This window comes from Aquabacterium sp. A3 (assembly GCF_038069945.1).
Taxonomy (GTDB): Bacteria; Pseudomonadota; Gammaproteobacteria; order Burkholderiales; family Burkholderiaceae_C; genus Aquabacterium.
The window spans coordinates 1,434,266-1,459,862 of the sequence record NZ_JBBPEV010000001.1; the positions used below are offsets into that span (position 1 = coordinate 1,434,266).

At 64.5% G+C, this 25,597-nt stretch carries 31 protein-coding genes and 2 tRNA genes; 3 read left to right on the forward strand and 30 right to left on the reverse strand.

Going from position 1 to position 25,597, the window contains the following annotated elements:
* Window positions 1–3 precede the first annotated feature (3 nt).
* On the reverse strand, window positions 4–1,398 hold the full coding sequence (locus WNB94_RS06350; RefSeq protein ID WP_341389146.1) for a bifunctional enoyl-CoA hydratase/phosphate acetyltransferase: 1,395 nt from the start codon (window positions 1,396–1,398) through the stop codon (window positions 4–6).
* A gap of 123 nt (window positions 1,399–1,521) precedes the next feature.
* Between WNB94_RS06350 and WNB94_RS06355 the strand changes: the two genes are divergently transcribed.
* Window positions 1,522–2,121 carry a TetR/AcrR family transcriptional regulator gene (locus WNB94_RS06355; RefSeq protein WP_341389147.1) on the forward strand — a complete coding sequence of 200 codons (600 nt, stop codon included), beginning with the start codon at window positions 1,522–1,524 and terminating at the stop codon, window positions 2,119–2,121.
* Between the two features lie 36 nt (window positions 2,122–2,157).
* Window positions 2,158–3,261 carry an alkene reductase gene (locus tag WNB94_RS06360; protein ID WP_341389149.1) on the forward strand — a complete coding sequence of 368 codons (1,104 nt, stop codon included), beginning with the start codon at window positions 2,158–2,160 and terminating at the stop codon, window positions 3,259–3,261.
* 33 nt (window positions 3,262–3,294) lie between these two features.
* Here the strand turns inward: WNB94_RS06360 and WNB94_RS06365 are convergent, their stop codons facing one another.
* From WNB94_RS06365 to rsmI, 29 genes are all read right to left on the reverse strand, one after another.
* The gene (locus WNB94_RS06365) at window positions 3,295–4,959 is read right to left on the reverse strand and encodes a cryptochrome/deoxyribodipyrimidine photo-lyase family protein (RefSeq protein WP_341389150.1); all 1,665 of its coding nucleotides are present in this window, start codon (window positions 4,957–4,959) and stop codon (window positions 3,295–3,297) included.
* An 87-nt stretch (window positions 4,960–5,046) separates the two neighbouring features.
* The gene (locus WNB94_RS06370) at window positions 5,047–6,261 is read right to left on the reverse strand and encodes an acetyl-CoA C-acyltransferase (protein WP_341389963.1); all 1,215 of its coding nucleotides are present in this window, start codon (window positions 6,259–6,261) and stop codon (window positions 5,047–5,049) included.
* Between the two features lie 5 nt (window positions 6,262–6,266).
* Window positions 6,267–7,055 (reverse strand): enoyl-CoA hydratase, encoded by a 789-nt coding sequence (locus tag WNB94_RS06375; RefSeq protein ID WP_341389151.1) that lies wholly within the window; start codon window positions 7,053–7,055, stop codon window positions 6,267–6,269.
* Entirely contained in the window at window positions 7,045–8,094 is a 1,050-nt protein-coding gene (locus WNB94_RS06380; protein WP_341389152.1) for an FHA domain-containing protein, read from the reverse strand. The genes WNB94_RS06375 and WNB94_RS06380 overlap by 11 nt, the downstream gene beginning before the upstream one ends.
* A complete protein-coding gene (locus WNB94_RS06385) occupies window positions 8,070–9,482 on the reverse strand; it encodes a S1 family peptidase (RefSeq protein WP_341389153.1) in 1,413 nt (470 codons plus the stop codon). Before WNB94_RS06385 ends, WNB94_RS06380 begins: the two co-directional genes overlap by 25 nt.
* Before the next feature lie 185 nt (window positions 9,483–9,667).
* Window positions 9,668–9,744 (reverse strand) — tRNA-Met (locus WNB94_RS06390).
* Between the two features lie 129 nt (window positions 9,745–9,873).
* Window positions 9,874–9,950, reverse strand: a tRNA-Met gene (locus tag WNB94_RS06395).
* Window positions 9,951–10,138: 188 nt separating this feature from the next.
* Window positions 10,139–10,528, reverse strand: a complete 390-nt coding sequence (gene rplQ, locus WNB94_RS06400) for a 50S ribosomal protein L17 (RefSeq protein WP_341389154.1) — start codon at window positions 10,526–10,528, stop codon at window positions 10,139–10,141.
* 92 nt (window positions 10,529–10,620) lie between these two features.
* A complete protein-coding gene (locus tag WNB94_RS06405; RefSeq protein WP_341389155.1) occupies window positions 10,621–11,613 on the reverse strand; it encodes a DNA-directed RNA polymerase subunit alpha in 993 nt (330 codons plus the stop codon).
* A gap of 148 nt (window positions 11,614–11,761) precedes the next feature.
* Window positions 11,762–12,385 (reverse strand): 30S ribosomal protein S4, encoded by a 624-nt coding sequence (gene rpsD, locus WNB94_RS06410; RefSeq protein ID WP_341389156.1) that lies wholly within the window; start codon window positions 12,383–12,385, stop codon window positions 11,762–11,764.
* A gap of 278 nt (window positions 12,386–12,663) precedes the next feature.
* A complete protein-coding gene (rpsK, locus tag WNB94_RS06415; protein WP_341389157.1) occupies window positions 12,664–13,068 on the reverse strand; it encodes a 30S ribosomal protein S11 in 405 nt (134 codons plus the stop codon).
* Between the two features lie 36 nt (window positions 13,069–13,104).
* Window positions 13,105–13,467 carry a 30S ribosomal protein S13 gene (gene rpsM, locus WNB94_RS06420; protein WP_341389158.1) on the reverse strand — a complete coding sequence of 121 codons (363 nt, stop codon included), beginning with the start codon at window positions 13,465–13,467 and terminating at the stop codon, window positions 13,105–13,107.
* A gap of 38 nt (window positions 13,468–13,505) precedes the next feature.
* Window positions 13,506–13,619, reverse strand: a complete 114-nt coding sequence (rpmJ, locus tag WNB94_RS06425) for a 50S ribosomal protein L36 (RefSeq protein WP_182665043.1) — start codon at window positions 13,617–13,619, stop codon at window positions 13,506–13,508.
* Window positions 13,620–13,745: 126 nt separating this feature from the next.
* Window positions 13,746–15,056, reverse strand: a complete 1,311-nt coding sequence (secY, locus tag WNB94_RS06430) for a preprotein translocase subunit SecY (protein ID WP_341389163.1) — start codon at window positions 15,054–15,056, stop codon at window positions 13,746–13,748.
* 27 nt (window positions 15,057–15,083) lie between these two features.
* Window positions 15,084–15,518: a 50S ribosomal protein L15 gene (gene rplO / locus WNB94_RS06435; protein WP_341389165.1), complete on the reverse strand. Its 435-nt coding sequence runs from the start codon at window positions 15,516–15,518 to the stop codon at window positions 15,084–15,086.
* Between the two features lie 24 nt (window positions 15,519–15,542).
* Window positions 15,543–15,725, reverse strand: coding sequence for a 50S ribosomal protein L30 (gene rpmD, locus WNB94_RS06440; protein WP_341389166.1), 183 nt, complete (start codon window positions 15,723–15,725; stop codon window positions 15,543–15,545).
* Between the two features lie 16 nt (window positions 15,726–15,741).
* Window positions 15,742–16,260, reverse strand: a complete 519-nt coding sequence (gene rpsE / locus WNB94_RS06445) for a 30S ribosomal protein S5 (protein WP_341389168.1) — start codon at window positions 16,258–16,260, stop codon at window positions 15,742–15,744.
* 27 nt (window positions 16,261–16,287) lie between these two features.
* Window positions 16,288–16,647: a 50S ribosomal protein L18 gene (gene rplR / locus WNB94_RS06450; RefSeq protein ID WP_341389169.1), complete on the reverse strand. Its 360-nt coding sequence runs from the start codon at window positions 16,645–16,647 to the stop codon at window positions 16,288–16,290.
* A 14-nt stretch (window positions 16,648–16,661) separates the two neighbouring features.
* The gene (gene rplF / locus WNB94_RS06455; RefSeq protein ID WP_341389171.1) at window positions 16,662–17,195 is read right to left on the reverse strand and encodes a 50S ribosomal protein L6; all 534 of its coding nucleotides are present in this window, start codon (window positions 17,193–17,195) and stop codon (window positions 16,662–16,664) included.
* A gap of 16 nt (window positions 17,196–17,211) precedes the next feature.
* The gene (gene rpsH, locus WNB94_RS06460; protein WP_341389172.1) at window positions 17,212–17,607 is read right to left on the reverse strand and encodes a 30S ribosomal protein S8; all 396 of its coding nucleotides are present in this window, start codon (window positions 17,605–17,607) and stop codon (window positions 17,212–17,214) included.
* A gap of 30 nt (window positions 17,608–17,637) precedes the next feature.
* Window positions 17,638–17,943 (reverse strand): 30S ribosomal protein S14, encoded by a 306-nt coding sequence (gene rpsN / locus WNB94_RS06465; RefSeq protein ID WP_341389174.1) that lies wholly within the window; start codon window positions 17,941–17,943, stop codon window positions 17,638–17,640.
* A gap of 8 nt (window positions 17,944–17,951) precedes the next feature.
* Window positions 17,952–18,503 (reverse strand): 50S ribosomal protein L5, encoded by a 552-nt coding sequence (gene rplE, locus WNB94_RS06470; RefSeq protein WP_341389175.1) that lies wholly within the window; start codon window positions 18,501–18,503, stop codon window positions 17,952–17,954.
* A gap of 11 nt (window positions 18,504–18,514) precedes the next feature.
* On the reverse strand, window positions 18,515–18,832 hold the full coding sequence (gene rplX, locus WNB94_RS06475; RefSeq protein ID WP_341389176.1) for a 50S ribosomal protein L24: 318 nt from the start codon (window positions 18,830–18,832) through the stop codon (window positions 18,515–18,517).
* Window positions 18,833–18,870: 38 nt separating this feature from the next.
* Entirely contained in the window at window positions 18,871–19,239 is a 369-nt protein-coding gene (gene rplN / locus WNB94_RS06480) for a 50S ribosomal protein L14 (protein WP_341389177.1), read from the reverse strand.
* 218 nt (window positions 19,240–19,457) lie between these two features.
* The gene (tldD, locus tag WNB94_RS06485; RefSeq protein ID WP_341389179.1) at window positions 19,458–20,918 is read right to left on the reverse strand and encodes a metalloprotease TldD; all 1,461 of its coding nucleotides are present in this window, start codon (window positions 20,916–20,918) and stop codon (window positions 19,458–19,460) included.
* A gap of 43 nt (window positions 20,919–20,961) precedes the next feature.
* The gene (locus WNB94_RS06490; RefSeq protein ID WP_341389181.1) at window positions 20,962–21,900 is read right to left on the reverse strand and encodes a lipase secretion chaperone; all 939 of its coding nucleotides are present in this window, start codon (window positions 21,898–21,900) and stop codon (window positions 20,962–20,964) included.
* A 104-nt stretch (window positions 21,901–22,004) separates the two neighbouring features.
* Window positions 22,005–22,958 carry an esterase/lipase family protein gene (locus WNB94_RS06495; RefSeq protein ID WP_341389182.1) on the reverse strand — a complete coding sequence of 318 codons (954 nt, stop codon included), beginning with the start codon at window positions 22,956–22,958 and terminating at the stop codon, window positions 22,005–22,007.
* Between the two features lie 226 nt (window positions 22,959–23,184).
* A complete protein-coding gene (locus WNB94_RS06500) occupies window positions 23,185–24,144 on the reverse strand; it encodes an esterase/lipase family protein (protein WP_341389183.1) in 960 nt (319 codons plus the stop codon).
* A gap of 142 nt (window positions 24,145–24,286) precedes the next feature.
* On the reverse strand, window positions 24,287–25,186 hold the full coding sequence (gene rsmI / locus WNB94_RS06505; protein ID WP_341389184.1) for a 16S rRNA (cytidine(1402)-2'-O)-methyltransferase: 900 nt from the start codon (window positions 25,184–25,186) through the stop codon (window positions 24,287–24,289).
* On the opposite strand from rsmI, the gene WNB94_RS06510 reads away from it, so the two are divergent.
* Complete coding sequence (locus WNB94_RS06510) at window positions 25,131–25,574, forward strand: YraN family protein (protein WP_445819025.1); 444 nt, start codon at window positions 25,131–25,133, stop codon at window positions 25,572–25,574. The genes rsmI and WNB94_RS06510 overlap by 56 nt on opposite strands.
* Window positions 25,575–25,597 lie beyond the last annotated feature (23 nt).

Below are 25,597 nucleotides of genomic sequence, written 5' to 3' on the forward strand. Positions count from 1 at the left end.
GGCTCACCCCTGCGCCCGTGCATGGGCCACCAGTTTGAGCACCGCTGTGGAGGCCAATCGCATGCGCACCGAATCGGCCCGGCTGGTCAGCACCACCGGCACCCGCGTGCCCAGCACAATGCCGGCGCTGTCGGCCCCGGCCAGGTACTGCAGCTGCTTGGCCACCATGTTGCCCGCCTCCAGATCGGGCACCACCAGGATGTCGGCCAGGCCGGCCACGGGCGATTCGATCTTCTTGGTGCGGGCGGCTTCGATGCTGATGGCGTTGTCGAAGGCCAGGGGGCCGTCCACCAACCCGCCGGTGATCTGGCCGCGGTCGGCCATCTTGCACAGCATGGCCGCATCCACCGTGGCGGGCATGTCGGGGTTGACCGTCTCGACCGCCGCCAGGATGGCCACCTTGGGCTGCGCCACGCCCAGGATGTGGGCCAGCTCGATGGCGTTTTGCACGATGTCGGCCTTGTCGCGCACATTGGGCGCGATGTTCACGGCCGCGTCCGTCACCAGCAGCATGCGGGGGTAGGCGGGCACGTCCATCACGAACACATGGCTCATGCGGCGCCCGGTGCGCAAGCCCGTGGCCGAAGGCACGATGGCGGCCAGCAACTCATCGGTGTGCAGGCTGCCCTTCATCAGGGACTGCACCTCGCCCGCGCGGGCCAGGGCCACAGCCTGAGCCGCTGCCGCATGGCTGTGCTCCACATCCACCAGGCGCCAGGGGCTGATGTCCAGGCCATGGGCCTCGGCCACCGCGCGGATCTTGGCCTGCGGCCCCACCAGCACCGGCGTGATCAGGCCGTGGCGGGCGGCTTCCAGCGGGCCCGCCAGCGAATCGCGGTCGCAGGGGTGCACCACCGCGCACGTCACCGGCAGCAGGTGTTCGCACTGCCGAAACAATCGGCCAAACACATCATGGCGACGCAAGACGACGTTGGTCGATTCGCGCTCATCCACGGTGCGCTGGGCCGACGGGGCCTGCACGGTGACATGGCCATCGACCAGCACATCCTCACCCCGGCGCACCTGACAGGCCAGCACCACACGATCCGGGGCCTGCTTGTCGGTCACGGTGACGGTGGCCATGAGTTCATCGCCCACGTGGGCCTGGCCTGCATAGGTCAAGGCATGCGCCACGATGACCGTGCCCGGCCCCGGCAGACGCCGCTTGAGCACCCCATGCACGAGGGCCTCGGCGCTCACGCCATCACAGCGTGGCAAGGGCTCTGTGCCGTCGGCGAGCGCCTCGCAATCGGCAAAGGGGTTGGCATCGCCCGACACCAGGGCCAGCAACTCGACCTCGTCGCGTGTCACGGTGTGGGCCACCGTGACGGTCTCGCCCAATGAAATCTGATCGAAGGTCTGGTTGGTGAACTGCGTCATGGGCGAAGCTGAGGTCATCGTGCGGTCGTCTCCAGTGTGACAAGGGGGCATGGCCCCGGTGTGACAAGCATAGCCCCACGCCTGAATTCGATCCCGGCGCAAGGATTTGCTTTTTAAGACGACTGGTCATATTATTTGCCCATGCCCCGCACCGCCGACAAAACCGACATCCCCCGCCGCCTCACGGAAGCGGGCTATCTGCTGTTCAACCGCGACGGCTACAACGCCACCGGCATCCAGCAGATCGCCGACCAGGCCGGCGTGCCCAAGGGCTCGTTCTACAACCACTTCGACAGCAAAGAGGCCTTTGCGGCGGCCATCATTGCCCACTACGCCGACTGGGTGTCCCAGGCCTGGGAGCAGTGCCTGAGCGACGCGCCCGCCGAGCCGGTCTCTGCGCTGCGCCACCTCTTCACCTGCTTTGCACAACACCACGAACGCCAGGGTTGCCAGGGCTGCCTGGTGGGCAACTTTGCCGCCGAGGTGGCCGAATCCAGCCCGCTGTGCCGCGAGGTGCTGCAAGGCTGTCTGCGCGACTGGCGTGGCCGCCTGGCCGAGCTGATCGCCCAAGGCCAGGCCACCGGCGCATTGCGCACCGATGTGGACGCCACCCGATTGGCCACCTTGTTCTGGGATGCCTGGGAGGGCGCCTTGCTGCGCATGAAAGTGGAGCAGCGCGTGCAGCCCCTGCACGACACCATCGCCTTGATGTTGAACCACCTGTTGCGCCGCCCGGCGTGACCTCGTCCCTTTTGCCTTTCACCACAGGAGCCCCACATGAGCACCACCCCCGCTGACACTGGTCTGTACTCGCCCTTCCCACTGGGCCCCATCACCCTGGCCAACCGCATGGTGATGGCCCCCTTGACGCGCAACCGCGCCGAGCCCGGCAACGTGCCTGGCCCCATGACCATCGAGTACTACGCCCAGCGCGCCAGCGTGGGCCTGATCATTGCCGAAGCCACCCAGGTGTCGGCCCAGGCCCAGGGCTACATCGCCACGCCCGGCCTGCACACGCCCGAGCAGATCGCCGGCTGGAAGAAGGTGACCGACGAGGTGCATGCCCGCGGCGGCAAGATCTTCGTGCAGCTGTGGCACACGGGCCGCATGTCGCACACCGCCTTCCAGCCCGGCGAAAAGGCCCCCGTGGCCCCATCGGCCGTGCGCGCCAATGCCAAGACCTACATCCCGGGCGCCGGTTATGTGGACACGTCGGAGCCCCGCGCCCTGGCGCTGGATGAGATCGCCGGCATCGTCGATGACTTCCGCAGCGCCGCACGCCATGCCATCGAGGCCGGCTTTGACGGCGTGGAGGTGCACGGCGCCCACGGCTACCTGATCGATGCCTTCCTGCGCGACGGCTCGAACAAGCGCACCGATGCGTATGGCGGCTCGATCGAGAACCGCGCCCGCTTCCTGGTCGAGGTGATGAGCGCCGTGGTGGGCGAGATCGGCGCCGAACGCACGGGCATTCGCATCTCGCCCGTGTCGCCCGTCAACGACTCCAGCGAATCGCAGCCGCAGCCCCTGTTCGAACACGTGGTGCGCGAGCTGGAGAAGCTGCACCCGGTCTACATCCACGTGGTGGAGGGCTTCACCGGCGGCCCGCGTGACAACGCGCCCTTCGACTACGCTGCGCTGCGCCAGCTCTACAGCGGCGTCTGGATGGTGAACAACGGCTACGACAAGGCCATGGCCGAAGCCGCGGTGGCCGAGGGCCGTGCCGATCTGGTGTCCTTTGGCCGCCTGATGATCACCAATCCCGACCTGCCCCGTCGCTTCAAAGAGAACGCCCCCCTGAACGAGCTGTTCAAGGATGCGCCGCTGTATGGCGGTGTGGGCCCGCACGGCTACATCGACTACCCGGCGCTGCCCGCCTGAGCGGGGCTCACGCACCGAGGCCATCAACGCCCCTCAGCTCAGTTCATCAAACAAACCGAGCTGAGGGCTGGGTGAGCTCAAGGACGCTTCGGCGTCCTTGTTCATGCGGGTTCTCGACGCGCTGGCGTTGCGTGAGCGCGCTGACCTTGTGGTCGATGGCAAGCCGCTCTTGCGCGAGCCATGCCGCGCCTGCACGCCATCGGCCTCATGCTGCGCCTCGGGCTGGCGCCGCACGTCCGCCAGTCGGGCCTTGGCCTCGCGCACCGCGTTCACCGGGTCCACGATGGGCGCGGGGTAATGGCTGCCGATCACACAGCCCGCCGCACGCTGCTCGGCCAGCGGCAGGCGCCACGGCTCGGCCAGGTGCTCGGTGGGCACGCCCGCCAGCTCAGGCACCCAGCGCCGGATGAACACCCCCTCGGGGTCGTGCTCTTGCGCCTGCTTGGTGGGCGAGTACACGCGCATGGTGTTGATGCCCGTGGTGCCCGATTGCATCTGCATCTGGCTCCAGTGGATGCCGGGCTCGAAATCGATGAACTGGCGCGCCAGGTGCAGACCGGGCTCGCGCCAGTGCAGCCACAGGTGGTAGGCCGCCACCGACACCAGCATGGCCCTCATGCGGAAGTTCAACCAGCCCGTGGCGTTCAGGCTGCGCATGCAGGCATCCACCATCGGAAATCCCGTCTCGCCCCGGCACCAGGCCTCGAAACGGCCGCGATCAAAGTCGGGCTCACGCAGGCCGTCATACGCCCGCGCAAAGTTCCGCCACTCGATCTCCGGCTCGGATTCCAGCTTTTGCATGAAGTGGCAATGCCAGCGCAGTCGCGAGGCAAAGCCTTGCAGGTGGTAGGCCAGACCACGGTCACCGGGCTCGTCACGGTCGCGCAAAGCCGCGATGCGCGCCTCGGTGGCCTGGTGCACGCACCGCATCGAGATCGAGCCAAAACTCAGGTGCGCACTCAAGCGGCTGCACCCGGCTTCGGCCGTCAAGGGGCTGGACAGGTGCTGCCGGTAACCACGCCCCCGTTGCAGCAAGAAGCTGCCCAGATCGGCCCAGGCGGCGCGCTCACCGGCCGGCATCGCTGGCATCGCCACCCCGCGGGCCCTGGCCATGGCGGAGTGCCGCTCGGCCCAGCCGGGCACGTGGGCACGGGCCAGTGTCGCCAGATCGGGCAGGGGCTCGGCTGCATCACCCGTCAAACCCGTGGGAGAACGCCAGCCCGCTGACACGGTCGACTCGGGCGCCGCCATGCGCGCCTCCCAGCGCGCCGCCCACCCGCTGCGCTGCCGCAAGGCCCGCACCACGCCGGTCTGGGCATGCTCCGTCCACACCACCGACTGGCCACGACACCAGCGCGCCACCGCCCGGTCGCGCTCGTAACTCCAGAAGGGGCCGGTTTCTTCGTGGCTCAGCAGGTGGGTGAACGCCCAATCGCGGTGCAGCGCGGCCAGCACCTCGGGGGCTTCGCCCACGCGCACCAGCAGACGCAAGCCTCGCTCGGCCAGATCGGCGCGCAGCTCTTCCAGGCAGCACTGCAGGTGCCGCAGGTGGCGGAGATCGAACTCTGGGCTGAACAACCAGGCCGGCTCCAGCACGAACAGCGCCAGGCATTCGTCGGCCTGGGCGGCCTGGGCCAGAGGGGCGTGGTCACGCCAGCGCAGATCTCGCTTGAACCAGACCAGGGCACGGTACGTCATCCCGGCATTGTCGGCAGGCCACTCCCATGGTGGCCCCGGATCTGCACCCAGGGCGACGAGGTGACCCGCCTTTGTCGCGTCTGAGGCTCAGCAGAGCTCGATGGCCATGGCCGTGGCCTCACCACCGCCGATGCACAGGCTGGCCACACCTCGGCGCACACCGTGATGGCGCAAGGCCCCCAGCAAGGTCACCAGGATGCGCGCCCCCGAGGCGCCGATCGGGTGGCCCAGGGCACAGGCGCCACCATGCACATTCACGCGATCGTGTGGCAGCTTCAGGTCCTGCATCGCCGCCAGCACCACCACGGCGAAGGCCTCGTTGATCTCCCACAGGTCCACGTCGCCCACCGTCCAGCCCACACGGGCCAGCAACCGCTGCATGGCCCCCACCGGCGCGGTGGTGAACCAGGCCGGGTCCTGCGCATGGGTGGCATGCCCATGAACCACCGCCAGGGGGCTGAGCCCACGCGCTTCGGCCTGCGATCGGCGCATCAGCAGCAGGGCCGCCGCACCATCCGAGATCGATGAGGCGTTGGCGGCGGTCACTGTGCCATCGGGCGCAAACGCCGGCTTGAGCGTCGACACGCGCTCCGGTTGCACCCTCCACGGTGGCTCGTCTTGCCTGAGCTCGGTGGCCGCGCCGCCACGACCTGGCACGCTCACTGGCGCCAACTCCCAGTCAAAACGACCTTCATGCATGGCCTGCTGGGCGCGACGGGTCGAGGCCAGCGCGTAGTCATCCTGCTGCGCCCGGCTGAACGCGTAACGGCGCGCACAATCCTCAGCGAACGTGCCCATCAGCCGGCCGCGGGTGCCAGCGTCATACGCGTCTTCCAGACCGTCCAGGAACATGTGGTCCAGCATCTGCCCATGACCCAAACGCTGACCACCACGGGCCTTGGGCAAGAGATAAGGCGCGTTGCTCATCGACTCCATGCCACCGGCCAGCGCCCACTCGATCGAACCGGCCATGAGTTCGTCGTGCGCCAGCATCACCGCCTTCATGCCTGAACCACACACCTTGCTCACCCCGGTGCACGGCGTGCCCACAGGCAAGCCCGCCTGCAAGGCGGCCTGACGCGTCGGCGCCTGCCCTTGGCCGGCGGGCAACACGCAGCCCATCAGCACCTCACCCTGCCCGACGGCGCCCTCATCGGGCTGCCAGCCTGAGCGGGCCCATGCGGCACGCAAGGCCACGGCCCCCAGGCTGGGCGCGTCAAGCGCCGACAAGGCGCCCTGAAAGCTCCCCATGGGGGTGCGGGCCGCCGACACCAGCACCACCGGGTCTGCGCTGCGCACCATGGTGCTCACCGATGGGTGAATGCCGGTGGACGCTTGTCCAGGAAGGCCTGCATGCCCTCGCGCTGGTCGGCCGTGCCAAACAAGGAATGAAACAGGTGGCGTTCGTACGTCACCCCATCCGACAGCCCCGTCTCAAATGCACGGTTCACCGCCGCCTTGGCCATCATCACGCTGGGCCCACCGAGGGCGCAGATCACCATGGCCGCCTCCAGTGCCTCCTCCAGCAGCCGCTCGGCAGGCACCACGCGCGAGACCAGGCCGCTGCGCTCGGCCTCGGCCGCATCGATCATGCGGCCGGTGAGCACCAGGTCCATGGCCTTGGCCTTGCCAATGGCACGCGGCAGGCGCTGAGTTCCTCCCGCGCCCGGGATCACGCCCAGCTTGATCTCGGGTTGGCCAAAACGGGCCGTGTCTGCCGCGATCACCATGTCGCACATCATCGCCAGCTCGCAGCCGCCGCCCAGCGCAAAGCCCGCCACCGCCGCGATCACCGGCTTGCGAACACGCCGAATGGTTTCCCAGTTGCGGGACACGAAGTCACCTTTGTAGGCGTCGACAAAGTCCAGCTTGGCCATGGCCGCGATGTCGGCCCCGGCCGCAAAGGCCTTGGCACTGCCGGTGATGACGATGCAGCCGATGCCGTCATCGGCCTCCATCGACAACAAGGCATCACCCAGTTCGTTCATGAGTTGATCGTTCAAGGCGTTGAGGGCCTTGGGGCGGTTCAAGGTGATCAGCCCGACGCGACGGTCACCGTCACCGCGCACGTCAATCAGCAGAGTTTCAGGGTTCATGGTCCGGCTCCGGTTCATCGTCTTGCATCCACAAGGCCTCGTCACCCGCCTCGGCCTCATCCTGGCGCGCGCGCTCATCCAGCGCCGCCTTGAACGCCTGGGCATCATCCAGCAATCGGGCGGGGTCCGACAAGGGGGCCAGTCGCCAGGCTGGCGGCATCATGGTGGCGGCATAGGGCTGAGACCACACTTGCCCGGTGTTCTGCACGTTGAGCCACATCATGAGGGCCAAGCCCGTGGCGTAAGCCGCCGACACCCCCGCCGCCATGGTCCAGCGCAACCCTGGCTGAACCACCGCCAGGTGCGCCCACACCAGCCCGGCCAGCACGGCCGCCCCCACCCAGCCCGCCACGCGCTCGGGCCACATCCAGCCAGTCATGAACGACAACATGGGCAATGCCGTGGTCACGGCCGTCCACGCCAGACCATGCCACAGCGCTTGCTGCAAATGGGCGTGAAACTGCAAGCGCCCTTGAAACAGCTGACTGCCCAAAGACCACAACAAGGTCCAGGCCCCCACCAGGCCGGCGGTGGCCAGCGTGCCCGACAGGTAAGTGCGCAAAGGGGTGTCGGGCTCGGAGGCCACCCACATGTCCCACAGACTCCAGAGCAGGGCCAACACCGCCCAGGGCAACCAGGCGGTCCAGCCCACCGGCGAGCGCAAGGCGTGTTCGCCCGAGGCCAGCGCACCGCGCCCCAAGGGCAACTCAGGCGCCAAGGGGTCGGATGGCAAACGCAGCCTCATCCGTGTGTGCCCCAGGCGCCAGACCTCCTGGCCGGCCACGCGCGCCGACTCACCCGCGCGCAACAGACGGCGTCCCATCAAGACTCCGTTGAGGGTGTCGCCCACCGTGAGCCGCAAGCCCTCGCCGTCATGGCTCAGCTCGGCATGCACCGCCGCCGTGCTGGCGTCATCCAGGTGCACATCCACCTCCACGGCACGCCCGATGCGACAAGGCCAACGGTACACCGGGGTGCTGCGCAAGACCTGCCCATGGGCGTCCAGCCACTCGATCAACGCGACGGGGACGTGGTCCATCCAAACCCCTTGAGGTACGAATCCGCCAGACGCATGGCGTTGTCATGCGCCACACCGCGCACATCGAATCGACCCAGCACACCCTGCTGATCGCTGTCCACCGACATGGACAGCACCGTGAGGTCGTACAGGCCAGGCAATTTTTTGTAGGCGCTCATGCACACCACCGCACGCATGGGCAGGCCTTGTGCGTCCACGTAGCGCTGGGCACACCGCGCAGGGGTGCGGTGCCGCCCGCCACCCAGACCTTCATTGGCATAGCTGGCGCCCATCTGGTGCGCAAAACGCCAGGCGCCCAGCGCACGCCCATCGTAGATTTCATGGCGCGTTGACACCGTGCCCGTTTGCAAAAAACCGCCCACAAACACCCCCTGGTTCATGCCGCATTCCGAGCGCTCGTACTGCAAGCCCTTGGCATCGGCCGCACTGCTGCTGCCCCAGCAGCGCATGAACAGCTCTTGTGGCACGGGCACCTTGTATCGCTCATGCCCACCGTCGCGCCAGGTCAGCGCCAGAAACCGATGCGCCAGATCGGCCTGGTAAGACATCAACTGCCGCGTGATTTCGGCGTACATCGGCGCCGTCACAGGTGCGGCCTTGCGGGCGCGATTCAACAAGGCCACCGCATGCTCGCCCGGCACCAGAAAGCTCACCTGCTGCCCATCCAGGCGCGTGGCCACGTTCACGCCGATCACCCGCCCCTGGGCGTCCAGCGCCGGACCACCACTCATCCCCGGGTTCAAGGAACCGCTGAAGAAAATGCTGGGAATGTGGCTGCGCTCCACCAGCCCGTTGTACGTGCCTTCCACCACGGCAAACCCGACGTCCAGCGGATTGCCCAGAGAAAACAGATGCTCCCCCTGCTGCAACACCTGCCCGGCCGGTCGAAACGACAGACCCACACGGGCCTCCTGCGGTGACTCGCTGCCCGCGCCCTGCTCGCCCGCCACAGGCGCCAGCACGGCCAGATCGTGCACCACATCCACGGCCAGCAACTGCAACTGCCCCTGTCGACCATCGACATGGCTGTAAGTCAAGCGATAGCGCTGGGGCTCCAGGGCCACCTGACTCACCACGTGGTAATTGGTGACGATGCGCTGGCCACCCGCCACCACAAAACCCGACCCCACCGACGACTGACTGCCCTGCCCATTGAGCAAGGTGCGGATCTGAACCAGGTGAGCGCGCGCGCGCTCGTACAGTCGCTGCGCCTCACTGGACACCGCCGAGCCGGTCGGCTCCGGGGTGCTCACCGGGCTGTTCACCGGGACGGTCGGGGGAGGCACCTGTGCCCGAAGTGGCGCCACGGGCCCAGCACACCCCAACACCACGCAGCCCATCGCCACCAAAACACGAGCCCCAGCGGGGCCCACACAGGATGCTTTCATGTGTGCATTCTAGGGCGCGCCACCCCACCCCCCATGGGGGCCGAGGCATGAAAAAAAGCCCCAACACCCAAACGCGAACGTGTGGACATGGGGGCTTTTGAAACGCGGCCTGCTGACCCAGTTGGGGTCGGCCTGCTCGGTTTGAGACAAGCTCAATTCGCCACGTGGCGACGAGTCTCTAGGATTGGTTGCGGGGGCTGGATTTGAACCAACGACCTTTGGGTTATGAGCCCAACGAGCTACCAGACTGCTCCACCCCGCGCCAGATGGGTGAGGTCACTTCGCGTGACCTGGTGTGTGCATCAAACTTTTGAACCGACAAGAACACACTGTTGTATGCAACTTTGTATGCTGCATTGAGTGCGGATGCTTGCTTGTCAGTCGCTTGACTTGGTTGCGGGGGCTGGATTTGAACCAACGACCTTTGGGTTATGAGCCCAACGAGCTACCAGACTGCTCCACCCCGCGACTGAAGAATGAGATTATGGCACAAAAACGGGGCGGATTGCAACTTTTCGCATCCACCCCTGAAGAAATCTGAGCAAGCTCACGCCGTGAACACGCAAACAAAAAACCCGCAGCACGCGCTGCGGGTTGGGTGTGCTCAGCCCCTGCCATGTGCAGGGGCCGTGAGCGGAGGGCTTGTGCCCAGAGGCTCACTCGCCGGCGACGTCGCCAGCAGCTTCTTCGGTGCGCTCCACCAGCTCCATGAAGGCCATCGGGGCGTTGTCGCCCACGCGGAAGCCCATCTTCAAGATGCGGGTGTAGCCGCCCGGACGCTGGGCAAAACGGGGGCCCAGCACGGTGAACAGCTTGGTCACGTTGTCGCGGTTGCGCAGACGGGCAAAGGCCAGACGGCGGTTGGCCACGGAGTCTTCCTTGGCCAGCGTGATCAGGGGCTCGACCACACGGCGCAATTCCTTGGCCTTGGGCACCGTGGTCTTGATGGCCTCATGCTCCAACAGCGAGTTGGCCATGTTGCGCAGCATCGCCAGGCGGTGCGAGGTGGTGCGGTTGAGTTTACGGAGTCCGTGTCCGTGACGCATGGTGCTTTCCTTTCACTTTTAAAAACCGACGGCCGTTTCAAGGTACCGCCGGGTGCACCGGACGCCCCGGAGGGGGCATCCACTTTCAAAAATCAACGCTTGTCGAGACCTTGAGGAGGCCAGGCTTCCAGGCGCGAACCCAGGGCCAGACCACGCGAGGCCAGCACTTCCTTGATCTCGTTGAGCGACTTGCGACCCAGGTTGGGGGTCTTGAGCAGCTCGGTCTCGGTGCGCTGGATGAGGTCGCCGATGTAGTAGATGTTTTCGGCCTTGAGGCAGTTGGCCGACCGCACGGTGAGCTCGAGCTCGTCGACGGGACGCAGGAGGATCGGATCGAAGGCCGGAGAAGGCTGCGACTCGTACGCGCCGCCCATGCCGGCTTCGGCGGTGGGCTCGATGCCGACGAACACCGCCAGCTGATCCACCAGGATCTTGGCCGACATGCGGATGGCCTCTTCAGGCGACATCGCACCGTTGGTCTCGATCTCCATGACCAGCTTGTCCAGGTCGGTGCGTTGCTCCACACGGGCGCTTTCGACCGTGTAGCTCACGCGCTTGACCGGCGAGAACGAAGCGTCCAGCACGATGCGGCCAATGGACTTGCTGCTCTCTTCGCCATAACGACGCACGTTGCCCGGCACATAACCACGGCCCTTCTCGACCTTGATCTGCATGTCGAGCTTGCCGCCTTGCGACAGGTGAGCAATCACGTGATCACGGTTGACGATCTCGACGTCATGAGGCGTCTGGATGTCGGCCGCCGTCACGGGGCCCTCGCCGTCCTTGCGCAGCACCAGCGTGACCTCGTCACGGTTGTGCAAACGGAACACCACGCCCTTCAAATTGAGCATGATGTGGACGACATCCTCTTGAACGCCGTCGATGGTCGAGTACTCGTGCAGCACGCCAGCGATCGTGACTTCCGTCGGCGCGAAACCCACCATCGACGACAGCAGCACGCGACGCAGCGCGTTGCCCAGGGTGTGGCCGTAACCACGCTCGAACGGCTCGAGCGTGACCTTGGCGCGGTGGCCGCCCAGAGGCTCCACGTGAATGGCTTTGGGTTTCAGCAAATTGGTTTGCATGAGGTCTTCCTGTCAATACCCTCGGCTCGTTACACCGATAAGGCTGCTGGACCAACCGGAGCGGATGCCCCGGCCCTGAAAAACTGAGGACAGAAACGCGCAAGCGCGCGCCAGCACCAAAGGCCAGCACGCGCAGCGCGTGTCAACATCAACGCGAGTACAGTTCGACGATCAGCGATTCGTTGATGTCGGCGCCGAACTCGTCGCGGTCAGGCGACTTCTTGAAGGTGCCTTCCAGCTTGGCACCGTCAACGTTCACCCAACCCGGCAGACCGATGGACTCGGCCAGCTTGTAAGCTTCCTGAACGCGAACCTGCTTCTTGGCCTTTTCGCGCACGGCCACCACGTCACCCGACTTCACCAGGTACGAGGGGATGTTCACCACTTGGCCATTCACGACCACACCCTTGTGGCCCACCAACTGGCGAGCTTCGGCGCGGGTGGAGGCAAAGCCCATGCGGTACACGACGTTGTCCAGACGCGATTCCAGCAGTTGCAGCAGGTTCACGCCGGTGCTGCCCTTGCGGCGCTCGGCTTCGGCGAAGTAGCGGCGGAATTGCTTTTCCAGCACGCCATACATGCGCTTGACCTTCTGCTTTTCACGCAGTTGCAGACCGAAGTCAGAGGTGCGCGAGCCCGAAGTGCGGCCGTGCTGGCCGGGCTTGGAGTCGAACTTGGCCTTGTCGCTGATGGGGCGACGGGCGCTCTTGAGGAACAGGTCGGTGCCTTCGCGGCGGGCCAGTTTGGCCTTGGGTCCGAGGTAACGTGCCACTTTTCGTGTCCTTGTGATGTCTGACGTCGATGTCGCTCGAAAGGCGATGCATTGACGCGAGTCTGCGAGCCTGTGGCCTGCAAACGGTGGTCTTCAAAACAACCCGGCCTGCCCCGAAAAACGATGTTCTGCAGGGTCAGCCGGACTGGAAAAAGCTTGCCATTCTACATCGAGAATTGACAAGTTCTGTTGTCGCAAACAAGTCGACAACAAGAAGGCCCCGCAGGCACACGGCCAGCGAGGCATTCAATCTGCGAGACGCCCAGCGGCGTCTGCACTCAGATGCGGCGACGCTTCTGAGGGCGGCAGCCGTTGTGCGGCACCGGCGTCACATCGGAAATCGAGTTGATGCGGATGCCCAGCGAAGCCAGGGCGCGCACCGACGATTCACGACCAGGGCCGGGGCCCTTGATCTCGACATCCAGGTTCTTGATGCCTTGCTCTTGGGCGGCGCGACCGGCCACTTCAGCAGCCACCTGGGCAGCGAAAGGCGTCGACTTGCGCGAACCCTTGAAGCCCTGACCACCCGACGAAGCCCACGACAGGGCGTTGCCTTGACGGTCGGTGATGGTGATGATGGTGTTGTTGAACGATGCGTGCACGTGAGCGATGCCGTCCGCAATGTTCTTGCGGACCTTCTTGCTCACACGGCGGGCAGCGCTGCTCGAAGGTGATTTAGCCATGGTACTTTCTCTCGAACTTGGTCAAAGAAGCGAAGATCACTTCTTGCCAGCAATCGCCTTGCGCGGGCCCTTGCGGGTGCGGGCGTTCGTGCGGGTGCGCTGACCGCGGCAAGGCAGGCCACGGCGGTGACGGAAACCGCGGTAGCAGCCCATGTCCATCAGGCGCTTGATGTTCATCGTGAGTTCGCGGCGCAAGTCACCTTCAATGGTGAGCTTACCCACTTCGTCACGAAGTTTTTCCAGGTCGCCGTCGGTCAGCTCTTTCACCTTCTTGTTGAAGGGGATGCCTGCTGCCACGCAGATCTTCTGGGCGGTCGTGCGACCGATGCCATAGATCGACGTCAAGCCAATTTCAGTGTGCTTGTGCGGCGGAATGTTGATGCCAGCAATACGTGCCATAACTGTCCTCTGAACGCGTGTGTCGCCTGGTCAGGCGATCAGCCCTGACGCTGCTTGTGACGGGGGTCGGTGCAGATCACACGAACCACGCCATGGCGGCGGATGATTTTGCAATTACGGCACATCTTCTTGACGGATGCCGAGACTTTCATGGTCTTCTCCTGAACCGCTGATCGCTCAGCGGAAATTCGCCCACGCTTCCGGGGTCACCAAAACCAGCTCACTTCGCCCGGAATACGATGCGAGCACGAATCCAATCTTTTGAGTCACGGAGGGCCTCAGCCCGCCTTGAAGTTAGCCTTCTTCAGCAGCGACTCGTACTGCTGAGACATCATGTACGACTGCACCTGGGCCCAGAAGTCCATCGTGACCACCACGATGATCAACAGGGATGTGCCACCGAAGTAGAACGGAACGTTGTACTTCAAGACCAGGAACTCGGGCAACAGACACACTGCAGCGATGTAGATCGAGCCGGCCATGGTCAGGCGTGCCAGGATCTTGTCGATGTAGCGACCGGTCTGGTCACCAGGGCGGATGCCGGGAATGAAGGCTCCGCTCTTCTTCAGGTTGTCTGCCGTCTCTTTGCTGTTGAACACCAGCGCGGTGTAGAAAAAGCAGAAGAAGATGATGGCCACAGCGTACAGGATCACATAGATCGGCTGACCAGGCGACAGCAAGGCGGCGATGTCTTTCAGCCAGCGCATGCTTTCACCCGTGGCAAACCAACCCACGGCGGTCGCCGGCAGCAAGATGATCGACGAGGCGAAGATCGGGGGGATCACACCCGCCATGTTGACCTTCAGGGGCAAGTGCGAGGACTGGCCACCATACACCTTGTTGCCCACCTGGCGCTTGGCGTAATTGACGAGGATCTTGCGCTGACCCCGTTCGACAAAGACCACGAAGTAGGTCACTGCCACCACCAGGGCCATGATGATCAGGGCCGCGATGATGCTCATGGAGCCCGTGCGGATCAGCTCGAACAAGCCACCCAGCGCGTTGGGCAAGCCTGCCACGATGCCAGCGAAAATCAGGATCGAGATGCCGTTGCCCAGACCGCGCTCGGTGATCTGCTCACCCAGCCACATCAGGAACATGGTGCCGGCCGTTAGGCTGATCACCGCTGTCATGCGGAACGCAAACCCGGGGTCAATGACCAGACCAGGCGTGCCTTCCAGCGCCACGGCGATGCCAAAAGACTGGAACAAGGCAAGGCCCAGCGTGGCATAGCGGGTGTACTGCGTGATCTTGCGACGGCCGCCCTCGCCCTCTTTCTTGAGCTGCTCAAGCGTGGGCACCACGTAGCCCAGCATCTGAATGATGATGGACGCCGAGATGTACGGCATGATGCCCAGGGCAAAGACGGTGAACCGCGACAGCGCACCACCCGAGAACATGTTGAACAGGTTCAGGATGCCGCCCGACTGGCTCTTGAAGAGCTGCTGCAGCTGGGCAGGGTCGATGCCCGGCACGGGGATGTGTGCCCCGATCCGGTAGACAACCAGCGCCAGCAGCAGGAAGACGAGCCGGCGTTGAAGATCGCCGAACTTGCCACTGCGTGCGAGCTGTGTGGGGGATGTAGCCACGCTTCCTGATCCTGTTTGTCAGACTGCTTATTCAGCCAGCGAGCCGCCAGCGGCTTCGATGACTGCCTTGGCACCCTCGGTGGCGCCGATGCCCTTGAGGACCACCTTGCTCGTCAGTTCACCAGACTTGATGACCTTGACGTTCTTGGCGATCTGGGGCACCAGGCCGGCCTGCTTGAGTGCCAGGACGTCGACTTCCGACGCGCCCAGCGCTTGCAGTTCACCCAGGGTGATTTCGGCGTTGTACTTCAGGTTGTGCGACTTGAAGCCACGCTTGGGCAGACGGCGTTGCAGCGGCATTTGACCGCCTTCAAAACCGACCTTGTGGTAGCCGCCAGCACGCGACTTCTGACCCTTGTGGCCGCGGCCGGAGGTCTTGCCCAGGCCCGAGCCGATGCCACGGCCGACGCGGCGCTTGGCGTGCTTGGCGCCCGCAGAGGGCTTGATGGTGTTGAGTTGCATGGATTTCTCCGTGATGACGGTGCCTTACAGCACCACCACCATGTAGCGAACCTTGTTGATCATGCCGCGCACGGCAGGCGTGTCTTCCAGAACAGAGGTGCTGTTCAGGCGACCCAGGCCCAGGCCCTTGACGGTGGCACGGTGGTCGGCACGGGTGCCGATCACGCTGCGAACCAGCTTGACCGTGATGGTTTTCTTCTCGCTCATGTCAGCGCTCCGTTGATCAGTTGAACAGTTGTTCAACGGTCAGACCACGCTTGGCAGCCACTTCAGAGGGCGTCGAGGCCTTCTTCAGGGCGTCCAGGGTGGCGCGAACCATGTTGTAAGGGTTCGACGAGCCCAGGCTCTTGGCCACCACGTCAGTGATGCCCATCACTTCGAAGACAGCGCGCATGGGGCCGCCTGCGATGATGCCGGTACCGGCAGGAGCGCGAGCGATCAGCACCTTGGCAGCGCCGTGTTCGCCAGTCACGTTGTGGAACACGGTGCCTTCCTTCAGGGGAACGCGCAGCATGTTGCGACGAGCCTGGTCCATGGCCTTTTGCACGGCCAGAGGCACTTCACGCGCCTTGCCCTTGCCCATGCCGATGCGACCATCGCCGTCACCCACCACGGTGAGTGCAGCAAAACCCATGATGCGACCGCCCTTGACCACTTTGGTCACGCGGTTCACCTGGATCATTTTTTCGCGCAGACCGTCGTCACGACCTTCGTCAGCGACCTTCGGTTGAAACTTAGCCATTTGAGATTCCTTCCGGTTGCCAACGGCTTAGAACTGGAGGCCCGCTTCGCGAGCAGCCTCGGCCAGAGCCTTGATCCGACCGTGATATTGGTAGCCAGCACGGTCGAATGCGACCTTCTCGACGCCAGCGGCCTTGGCCTTCTCGGCGATGCGCTTGCCGATCAGGGCTGCAGCGGCAGCGTTGCCACCGTTCTTGACCTGCTCGCGCACTTCCTTTTCCAGGGTCGACGCCGTGGCGATGACACGGGTGCCGTCGCCAGAGATCACGCTGGCCTGGATGTGCAGGTTGCTGCGGGTGACCGTCAGACGCACGGCGCCTTGCAGGGCGATGCGTGCCCGGGTCTGGCGCGCACGACGCAGGCGCTGTTCCTTCTTGCTCATTGCCATGATGAATCAGCTCCTTACTTCTTCTTGGTCTCTTTCAGGACCACGCGCTCGTCCGCATAGCGGATGCCCTTGCCCTTGTAGGGCTCGGGCGGACGGAACGCACGCACCTCTGCAGCAATCTGACCCACCACCTGGCGATCAGCGCCCTTGATGAGGATTTCAGTTTGCGACGGAGTCTCGACCTTGATGCCGGCGGGCATGTCTTTGACGACGGGGTGCGAGAAACCGATTTGCAGGTTCAGCTTCTGGCCTTGGGCCTGGGCACGGAAACCCACGCCCACCAGGGTCAGCTTCTTCTCGAAGCCCTTGGACACACCGTTGACGGTGTTGGCCAGCAGGGCGCGGAAGGTGCCGGACATGGCATTGGCTTCAGCAGTTTCATTGACCGGAGCCACCTTCAGCGTGCCACCGTCTTGCGAGACGGTGACCAGGCCGCTGAGCGGCAGACTCAGGGTGCCGTTGCCGCCCTTGACGGTGATGGCTTCGGCAGAGATCTGGACGTCCACACCTTGAGGGACGGCGATCGGCATTTTTCCAACGCGGGACATTGCGATTGCTCCTCTATCAGGCGACGTAGCACAGCACTTCGCCACCGATGCCGGCGGCACGTGCCTTGCGATCGGTCATCACACCCTTGGGGGTCGACACGATGGCGACGCCCAGGCCGTTCATGACCTGAGGGATCGCGTTGCGGCCCTTGTAGATGCGCAGACCAGGACGGCTCACGCGCTCGATGGACTCGATCACGGGACGGCCGGCGTAGTACTTCAGCGAAATTTCCAGCTGAGGCTTCGCAGCCTCACCGGTGACGGCAAATGCGTCAATGTAACCCTCGTCCTTCAGGACCTGGGCGATCGCGACTTTCAGCTTGGACGACGGCATCACGACGCTGGTCTTGTCAACCATTTGTGCGTTGCGAATGCGGGTCAGCATGTCGGCGATGGGATCACTCATGCTCATGGGATAACTCCTGTTCGTGCCCTGCTGGGATTACCAGCTCGCCTTGGTGACACCGGGGATGTCGCCAGCGAAAGCCAATTCACGGATCTTGCTGCGGCCCAGGCCGAACTGGCGGAAAGTACCGCGAGGACGACCGGTCAGGTTGCAGCGCTTGCGCAGACGCGTCGGGTTGGCGTTGCGGGGCAGCTTCTGCAGTTCAAGACGGGCAGCGTAACGCTCTTGCTCCGACTTGGAGGCGTCATCGATGATGGCCTTCAACTCGGTGTACTTCTTGGCGTACTTGGCAACCAGCTTTTCGCGCTTTTCTTCGCGCTGCTTCAGAGAGACTTTTGCCACGATGTACCTCAGTTCTTGAACGGGAACTTGAAAGCCTGCAGCAGGGCCTTGGCTTCGTCGTCGGTCTTGGCGGTGGTGGTGATGCTGATGTTCAGACCACGCACGGCATCGATCTTGTCGTATTCGATTTCCGGGAAGATGATCTGTTCTTTGACACCGACGTTGTAGTTGCCACGACCATCGAACGAGCGACCGGAGATGCCGCGGAAGTCACGCACGCGGGGCAGCGAGATGGTGACGAAGCGGTCCAGGAATTCGTACATCGTGACGCCACGCAGGGTGACCATGCAGCCGATGGGCACGTTTTCGCGGATCTTGAAACCAGCGATGGCCTTCTTCGACTTGGTGACCACGGGCTTCTGGCCGGCGATCTTGGTCAGGTCGCCCACGGCGTTGTCCATGACCTTCTTGTCGTTCACCGCCTCGGACACACCCATGTTCAGGGTGATCTTGGTGATGCGGGGCACTTCCATGATCGACTTGTAGCCGAACTGCTTCATCAGTTCGGGCACGATCTTTTCACGGTAGATCTGCTGCAGGCGAGCTTGTTGTTGAGACATGTGTGACCTCGTCAAGCTTTGATTTCTTCGCCGCTGGATTTGTAGACGCGCACTTTCTTGCCGTCTTCCAGAAGCTTGATACCGACGCGGTCAGCCTTGCCAGTAGCAGGGTTGAAAATCGCCACGTTGGACTGATGGATGGGCATGGTCTTGTCGACGATGCCACCGGTGGTGCCCTTCAGGGGGTTGGGGCGCACGTGCTTTTTGGCCACATTCACGCCATCGACCAACACATGGTCAACGTCGATGCGAGCCGCCACGGTGCCACGCTTGCCTTTGTCGCGACCGGTCAGTACGACGACCTGATCACCTTTGCGAATCTTGTTCATGAGAACGTCCTTTGCCTGAGCCTAGGTTGCACCGAAGGTCACAGAACCTCAGGGGCCAGCGACACGATCTTCATGAAGCGCTCGGTACGCAGTTCACGCGTGACCGGGCCGAAGATGCGGGTGCCGATGGGCTCCAGCTTGGTGTTGAGCAGCACAGCGGCATTGCCGTCGAACTTGACCAGAGAGCCGTCTTGACGACGAACGCCCTTGGCAGTACGGACGACCACAGCGTTGTAGACCTCGCCCTTTTTGACGCGGCCACGCGGCGCAGCTTCCTTGATGCTGACCTTGATGATGTCGCCGATGCCGGCGTAACGACGCTTGGAGCCGCCGAGCACCTTGATGCACATGACGCTCTTTGCACCAGTGTTGTCAGCGACGTCAAGTCGCGATTGCATTTGGATCATGGTGTACCCCAACTTGACCGTTCGGCCGCGCAAACCACTTGCACAACAACCACGAACAATCAGTCTTGGGCCCGGTTAAACGGGCGGATCTGCCAAAGCTCTTGTCTGCCTGGATTGCCCGCGAGTGAGTGCGGGCCGGAAAACAAGAAGCTCTAACAGCGAAGCCTTGCATTATGCACGAGTTTTTGCCCGCGCGTCAAGCAAGTGAGAAAAAGATTTCAGGCGGTGCCGCCCACGGTCAGCCCGTCGATGCGCAGCGTGGGCTGGCCCACGCCCACCGGCACGCTTTGGCCTTCCTTGCCGCAGGTGCCCACGCCGCTGTCGAGCGAGAGGTCGTTGCCGATCATGCTGACGCGGGTCATGGCGTCCGGGCCGTTGCCGATCAGGGTGGCACCCTTCACGGGGTACTGCACCTTGCCGTTTTCGACCCAGTAGGCCTCGGAGGCCGAAAACACGAACTTGCCGCTGGTGATGTCCACCTGGCCACCGCCGAAGTTGACCGCGTAGAGGCCACGGTCGATGGAGGCGATGATTTCCTGGGGGTCTTTGTCGCCGGCCAGCATGTAGGTGTTGGTCATGCGGGGCATGGGCAGGTGGGCGTAGCTTTCGCGGCGGCCATTGCCAGTGGGGGCGGTCTTCATCAAGCGGGCGTTGGTGGCGTCTTGCATGTAGCCGCGCAGGATGCCGTCTTCGATCAGCACATTGCTCTGGCTGACGTGGCCTTCATCGTCGATGTTGAGCGAGCCACGGCGGTCCGGCAGGGTGCCGTCGTCCAGCACGGTGACGCCCTTGGCGGCCACGCGCTGGCCGATGCGGCCCGAGAACACGCTGGAGCCCTTGCGGTTGAAGTCACCCTCCAGGCCATGGCCCACCGCCTCATGCAGCAGGATGCCAGGCCAGCCGCTGCCCAGCACCACGGTCATTTCGCCGGCGGGCGCCGGACGGGATTCGAGGTTGACGAGCGCCGCGTGCACGGCCTGATCGACGTACTGCTGGGTGATGGCGGGGGTGAAATAGGCCAGATCATGTCGGCCACCACCGCCGGATGAACCCACCTCGCGGCGGCCATTCTGTTCGGCAATGACGGTGACGGACAAGCGGATGAGGGGGCGCACGTCGGCGGCGAGGGTGCCATCGGCACGCGCCACCATCACGACGTCGTACTCGCAACCGAGTCCGGCCATCACCTGCACGACGCGGGGATCTTTGGCGCGGGCGCGGCGCTCGACGTCTTCCAGCAGGGCCACCTTGGCGGCGCTGTCCATGGAGGCGATGGGATCAAAGCTGCCGTAGAGGCTGCGGCTGGGGGCCACGGTGTGGCCGCCCACCTTGACGCGGCGGCTCTGGCCTGCGGCGGCGATGGTGCGCACGGTGCGCGCGGCATCCAGCAGCGCGGCTTCGGAGATGTCGTCCGAATAGGCGAAGGCGGTTTTTTCGCCCGCGATGGCGCGCACACCCACACCCTGGTCGATGCCGAAACTGCCCGACTTGACGATGCCCTCTTCCAGGCTCCAGCCTTCGCTGCGCGTGTACTGGAAATAGAGGTCGGCATCGTCCACGCGGTGGGCGGTGATGAGCTTGAGGGCGTCCAGCAAGGTGGACTCGTCCAGACCGTAGGGCGTCAGCAGCAACTGGCGAGCGGTCTGGAGGCGGGCGATGGTGGCGTCGGCAGCGATCATGGTCTCATTGTAGGCAGGCTGCCGGGTTTGTGCTGGCCACGGATCACAGTTTGAGCAGGGCCTGTACGCGCAGGTGTTCGTCGGGCTTGAAGTGCTGTTGCACGTAGGCGTTCATTTGCTCGCGGCGCTGAAGGTCGGACAAGGCGTTGTTGCCTTGCAGGCTGTCCCATTCGCGGCGGGCGTCTGCGAGTCGGCGCTGCCAGTCGGCCCATTCTTCATCCACCTTGGCCAAGCGTTGTGCGGCCTCCTCGCCGTACCGGGCCACGCGTTCTGCATGCACCACGGCGGGGTCTTTGCCGGGCGCCATCTGCGGCACCGGGGCCCCAGGGTCTGGCGGCGGGGGCAGGCCCGATTGAATCTGCGCGTGCAGGCTCTCGAACTTGGCTTCGTCATCGCCATAAAACGCCTGCGCCCACTCCGCGCCCAGCACCTGGCGCCGGTGGGCGCGCAGTTCGGCCAGCACGGGCATCCAGGTGTGGAGCTGGTCTTGCTGGAAGGTGTTGCGTGGCTGGTACCGGCGCACCTCCAGGTATTTGTCGTACATCGAAATCACCTGGGTGGCCAGGGCCTCGCCGAGGTCGCGCTGCGCCTCATCGGCCACCAGGGCACGGATGGCGTCCATCGGCACCTCGCCGATGGCCAGCAGGTAGTACTCGAAGCGACTGCGCAAGCCGCTGCACGGCTGCAGGGCCTCCCCCCGGGCACACCAGTCTCCGTGGGGCTCGGTGCCCTGGAATGAGCCTTCTTTGAACAGTTTGTGGCGAACTTGGGCGACCGTCATGGCCGACCCGCCTGTCTGGGCGTCGGAGGTGTCGGCGCCAACAGCCGCCCCCACGCCGGACTTGATCATGGACCAGCCGTCGGCCGCCGCCTGTCCGGCATCGGCACCGTCACGGTCGTGGCCCGACCACCACAACCAGCCACCGGCCGCGGCCAGCACGGCCGCCACCAGGAGTGTGAGCATCCATCCACGCTTGAGCATGCGTGTTCCTTTGTTGTTCATTCGATGACCAACGGCCTGTCAAGACAGGCCGTTGGGTACTGCAGGGCCCGACAAGTTTCCTCTATCGGACCGGGTTCATGACATCACAGGCCAGCACCCTTCAGGCGCGAAGCGTGCTGAACGTAGAAGGCCACGGGGTCCGGAGCGTCCTTGCCGATGGTGCCCAGCACCTGGTTGATCTGGTCCAGGTGGTTCCAGGGGTAGTCGTCACGGATGACCTTGCCCCAGTGGCTGGAGCAACGGCCCACCAGGCCATCGTTGGCTTCATCGCCGAAGTACTTGGCGGTGGCGCCCAGGATCAGGTCAGAGATGTCCCAACCGTTGGTCTTGACGGCCGTGCCAGAGAACGAATACCAGCGCATCTGGTTGCCTCGGATGCTGGCCACTTCGGGGCCTTGGCCACAGGGCGTGGTGGGGGCGGCGGTGGGGAACTTGGCGTTGAACACGGCCGAGCCCTCGCTGCTCAGGGCGCCCAGGGCCGCCGTCAGGTCGGTGCTGGAGGTGGTCTTGTTGCCGGTCAGCCAGGAGATCAGCTTCAGGCCAGCGGTGGCCAACTGGTCGAAGCTGCCGCCATCGGTGTAGCCCTCAATCACGACGTCTGCCACCTTGCTGCCAAAGTGGGTACCGGCCATGGTGCTCACGCTGGCGACCATGTTGGGCACGGTGCCGGCGACGTAGCGCACGGTGGGGCCGCCATGGCTGTGGCCGATCAGGTTGAACTTGCTGACCTTGTCAGCAGCAGCCCATTGCTGCATCTGCTGGATCAGTTCTTCGCCGCGGAATTCGGTGGTTTGCGACGGGTTGAGCGACGCAATGTAAACGGTGGCGCCCTTCTTGCGCAGCTCGCCGGGCACTTGGTAGTAGTAGTTGACGGCGCCCAGGATGTTGTCAAACCCGATGAAACCGTGCACCAGCACGATGGGGTTTTTGGTGGCGGCGGGCTTGGTCAGCCAGTCAAACAAACCAGCGTGGGCAGGCACGGCGCAGGTGAGTGCGGCAGCGGCGGCCAGGGCGGTGGATACAGCACGAACTTTCATCAGGGTCTCCTCGGTCAGGGTTGGGTGTTGCTAGACACGCCCTCATTTGAACGCAGGGTGTTAAATCACGACCGAGGGTTGCCCCCAGGTTCCAGGGTCAGTCCCACCCTGCGTTCAAGCGCCCCTGAACGGGTTAACCCCCTCACACCCCCACGCCGTTCTGGCCAAAAGCGAAAGGGCCCGCCGAAGCGGGCCCTCGTACACCAGGGTCAGCCCCTGGCAGGCATCACAGGCCAGCCCACTTCAGGCGGTTGGCGTGCTGCACGTAGAAGGCCACGGGATCCGGGGCGTTCTTGCCGATGGAGCCCAGCACCTGGTTGATCTGGTCCAGGTGGTTCCAGGGGTAGTCGTCACGGATGACCTTGCCCCAGTGGCTGGAGCAGCGGCCCACGAGGCCGTCGTTGGGCTCGTCGCCAAAGTAGGTGGCGGTGCCTGCCAGGATGGCGTCGGAAATGTCCCAGCCGTTGGTCTTGACGGCCGTGCCGGAGAACGAATACCAGCGCATGGCGTTGCCCTTGATGCTGGCTTTCTCGGGGCCCTGACCGCAGGCGGTGGTGGGGGCTGCGGTGGGGAACTTGGCGTTGAACGCGGCCGAGCCTTCAGCGCTCAGGGCTTTCAAGGCGGTGAGCAGGTCGGTGTCCGAGGTGGTCTTGTTGCCCGTCAGCCACGAGATCAGCTTGAGACCGGCCGTGGCCAGTTGGTCAAAGCCGCCACCGGGGGTGGTGTTGGCCAGGATGTCGTCGGCCACCTTGCTGCCGAAGTGGGTGCCTGCCATGGTGCTCACGCTGGCGACCATGTTGGGCACGGTGCCGGCCGCATAACGCACGGTGGGGCCGCCATGGCTGTGGCCAATGAGGTTGAACTTGCTGACCTTGTCGGCCGCTGCCCATTGCTTCATTTGCTGGATCAGCTCTTCACCGCGGAATTCGGTGGTCTGCGAGGGGTTGACCGAGGCGATGTAGACCGTGGCGCCCTTGTCGCGCAGCGCGCCAGGCACTTGGTAGAAGTAGTTGACCGCACCCAGGATGTTGTCAAAGCCGATGAAGCCGTGAACCAGCACGATGGGGTGCTTGGTGGCCGCAGGTTTGAAGATGTTGAAGAGCTGGGCGTGGGCGGGCGCGGCACACACCAGGGCGGCGGCGGTGGCGATCGAGGCGCACACCGAACGGGTTGACAAGATGGACATGGAGTCTCCTACAGCTAACACACACTGTTGATGGTTTCAGCGTGATGAACACGCGAGCCGTATTTAACGTGTTTCGTTAACTTTTCCACATGAGGACCAACCCGAGCGTGGCGCGGCTTGATCCCTGAGCTGCGCGCGCCGGTCAATCCGCGGGCGGTCGGCGGGTCAGGAGCGCGTGCTCGTACAACACTTTGCGAGGCAGACCCGTGAGATCAGCCATGAGGCTGGCCGCCAGCTTGACCGGCACATGGGCCGCCAGCGCCTCCAGCACGGCCATGGCCGCCGGGCTCAGGGCCTCATCGGCCAAGGCCTCAGGAGCCCGGGCATGCACCACGACGACGTACTCGCCTTTTTCGCGGTGGGCATCGGCGGCCAGCCAGGCGGGCCAATCCTGGGCCAGCAGGCTGACCACCTCTTCGAACTGCTTGGTGAGTTCGCGGGCCAGGGTCAATCGTGCGCCGGGGGTCCGCTGCGCCAGATCACGGGCCAGCGCCGCCACACGGTGGGGGGCCTCGAACAGCACGGCGCTGGCCCCGTCGAGCGGCAGGCGCGCCAGCGCCGCCTCGCGCGCAGCGCCCTTGGCGGGCACAAACCCCATGAAATGAAAGCCCTGGGCCACCACGTCGCCCGCGGCCGACAAGGCCGTGGTGACGCTGCTGGGGCCTGGCAAGGGCGTGACGCGCCCGCCCGCCTGCTGCACGAGGTGAACCAGGCGCGCGCCGGGATCTGACACCGCCGGCGTGCCCGCGTCGCTGACGTAGGCCACGCGCTGACCTTCTTGCAGCGCACGCAAGACCACCTGGGCGGCTTCGGCTTCGTTGTGCTCGTGCAGCGGCAGCAGGCGCTTGTCCAGGCCCAGCAGGCGCAACAAACCGCCACTGACGCGGGTGTCTTCGCACGCCACGAGGTCCATCAGTGAGAGCACGTGCACCGCACGCAGGCTCAGGTCGGCCAGGTTGCCGATGGGGGTGGGCACCAGGTAGAGCGTGGCTTTGGGATACTGTTGGCCGCCGGCCACCTGCTGGGCCGCGTGGAGCAGCATCTTGGCATCAAAGGTCACAACAAAATCCCTGGGAGACAAAGGTGAAGAACGCGCTTTGGCCTACCTGCTTGACAGGGGCTGGGCCGTGCTGGAACGCAATTATCGGGTGGCCCGCGGGCCAGGACGGCGTGGCGCGGAAATCGACCTGATCATGCGCGAGCCCGATGGCACGGTGGTGTTCGTGGAGGTGCGGCAGCGGCGCACGGCAGCGCATGGCGGGGCAGCCGCCTCGGTGTCGCATGCGAAGCAACGCGCTTGCGTGTGGGGCGCACAACACTATCTGCAACGGTGGGCAACGTGGCCACCGTGTCGCTTTGATGTGATCGCCATCGACGGCGACCACCTGCAGTGGCTGCCTGCGGCCTTCGATGCCTCGGCTGCGAGCTGAAGCAGGCAGGCGCTGACTTATGA

Coding starts and splice junctions, on each gene's coding strand:
- WNB94_RS06350 (WP_341389146.1), bottom strand. CDS start 1,398: ATGACCTCAGCTTCGCCCATGACGCAGTTCACCAACCAGACCTTCGAT.
- WNB94_RS06355 (WP_341389147.1), top strand. CDS start 1,522: ATGCCCCGCACCGCCGACAAAACCGACATCCCCCGCCGCCTCACGGAA.
- WNB94_RS06360 (WP_341389149.1), top strand. CDS start 2,158: ATGAGCACCACCCCCGCTGACACTGGTCTGTACTCGCCCTTCCCACTG.
- WNB94_RS06365 (WP_341389150.1), bottom strand. CDS start 4,959: ATGACGTACCGTGCCCTGGTCTGGTTCAAGCGAGATCTGCGCTGGCGT.
- WNB94_RS06370 (WP_341389963.1), bottom strand. CDS start 6,261: ATGGTGCGCAGCGCAGACCCGGTGGTGCTGGTGTCGGCGGCCCGCACC.
- WNB94_RS06375 (WP_341389151.1), bottom strand. CDS start 7,055: ATGAACCCTGAAACTCTGCTGATTGACGTGCGCGGTGACGGTGACCGT.
- WNB94_RS06380 (WP_341389152.1), bottom strand. CDS start 8,094: ATGGACCACGTCCCCGTCGCGTTGATCGAGTGGCTGGACGCCCATGGG.
- WNB94_RS06385 (WP_341389153.1), bottom strand. CDS start 9,482: ATGAAAGCATCCTGTGTGGGCCCCGCTGGGGCTCGTGTTTTGGTGGCG.
- rplQ (WP_341389154.1), bottom strand. CDS start 10,528: ATGCGTCACGGACACGGACTCCGTAAACTCAACCGCACCACCTCGCAC.
- WNB94_RS06405 (WP_341389155.1), bottom strand. CDS start 11,613: ATGCAAACCAATTTGCTGAAACCCAAAGCCATTCACGTGGAGCCTCTG.
- rpsK (WP_341389157.1), bottom strand. CDS start 13,068: ATGGCTAAATCACCTTCGAGCAGCGCTGCCCGCCGTGTGAGCAAGAAG.
- rpsM (WP_341389158.1), bottom strand. CDS start 13,467: ATGGCACGTATTGCTGGCATCAACATTCCGCCGCACAAGCACACTGAA.
- rpmJ (WP_182665043.1), bottom strand. CDS start 13,619: ATGAAAGTCTCGGCATCCGTCAAGAAGATGTGCCGTAATTGCAAAATC.
- rplO (WP_341389165.1), bottom strand. CDS start 15,518: ATGCAACTCAACACCATCAAGCCCTCTGCGGGCGCCAAGCACGCCAAG.
- rpmD (WP_341389166.1), bottom strand. CDS start 15,725: ATGAGCGAGAAGAAAACCATCACGGTCAAGCTGGTTCGCAGCGTGATC.
- rpsE (WP_341389168.1), bottom strand. CDS start 16,260: ATGGCTAAGTTTCAACCGAAGGTCGCTGACGAAGGTCGTGACGACGGT.
- rplR (WP_341389169.1), bottom strand. CDS start 16,647: ATGGCAATGAGCAAGAAGGAACAGCGCCTGCGTCGTGCGCGCCAGACC.
- rplF (WP_341389171.1), bottom strand. CDS start 17,195: ATGTCCCGCGTTGGAAAAATGCCGATCGCCGTCCCTCAAGGTGTGGAC.
- rpsH (WP_341389172.1), bottom strand. CDS start 17,607: ATGAGCATGAGTGATCCCATCGCCGACATGCTGACCCGCATTCGCAAC.
- rplE (WP_341389175.1), bottom strand. CDS start 18,503: ATGTCTCAACAACAAGCTCGCCTGCAGCAGATCTACCGTGAAAAGATC.
- rplX (WP_341389176.1), bottom strand. CDS start 18,832: ATGAACAAGATTCGCAAAGGTGATCAGGTCGTCGTACTGACCGGTCGC.
- rplN (WP_341389177.1), bottom strand. CDS start 19,239: ATGATCCAAATGCAATCGCGACTTGACGTCGCTGACAACACTGGTGCA.
- tldD (WP_341389179.1), bottom strand. CDS start 20,918: ATGATCGCTGCCGACGCCACCATCGCCCGCCTCCAGACCGCTCGCCAG.
- WNB94_RS06490 (WP_341389181.1), bottom strand. CDS start 21,900: ATGCTCAAGCGTGGATGGATGCTCACACTCCTGGTGGCGGCCGTGCTG.
- WNB94_RS06495 (WP_341389182.1), bottom strand. CDS start 22,958: ATGAAAGTTCGTGCTGTATCCACCGCCCTGGCCGCCGCTGCCGCACTC.
- WNB94_RS06500 (WP_341389183.1), bottom strand. CDS start 24,144: ATGTCCATCTTGTCAACCCGTTCGGTGTGCGCCTCGATCGCCACCGCC.
- rsmI (WP_341389184.1), bottom strand. CDS start 25,186: ATGCTGCTCCACGCGGCCCAGCAGGTGGCCGGCGGCCAACAGTATCCC.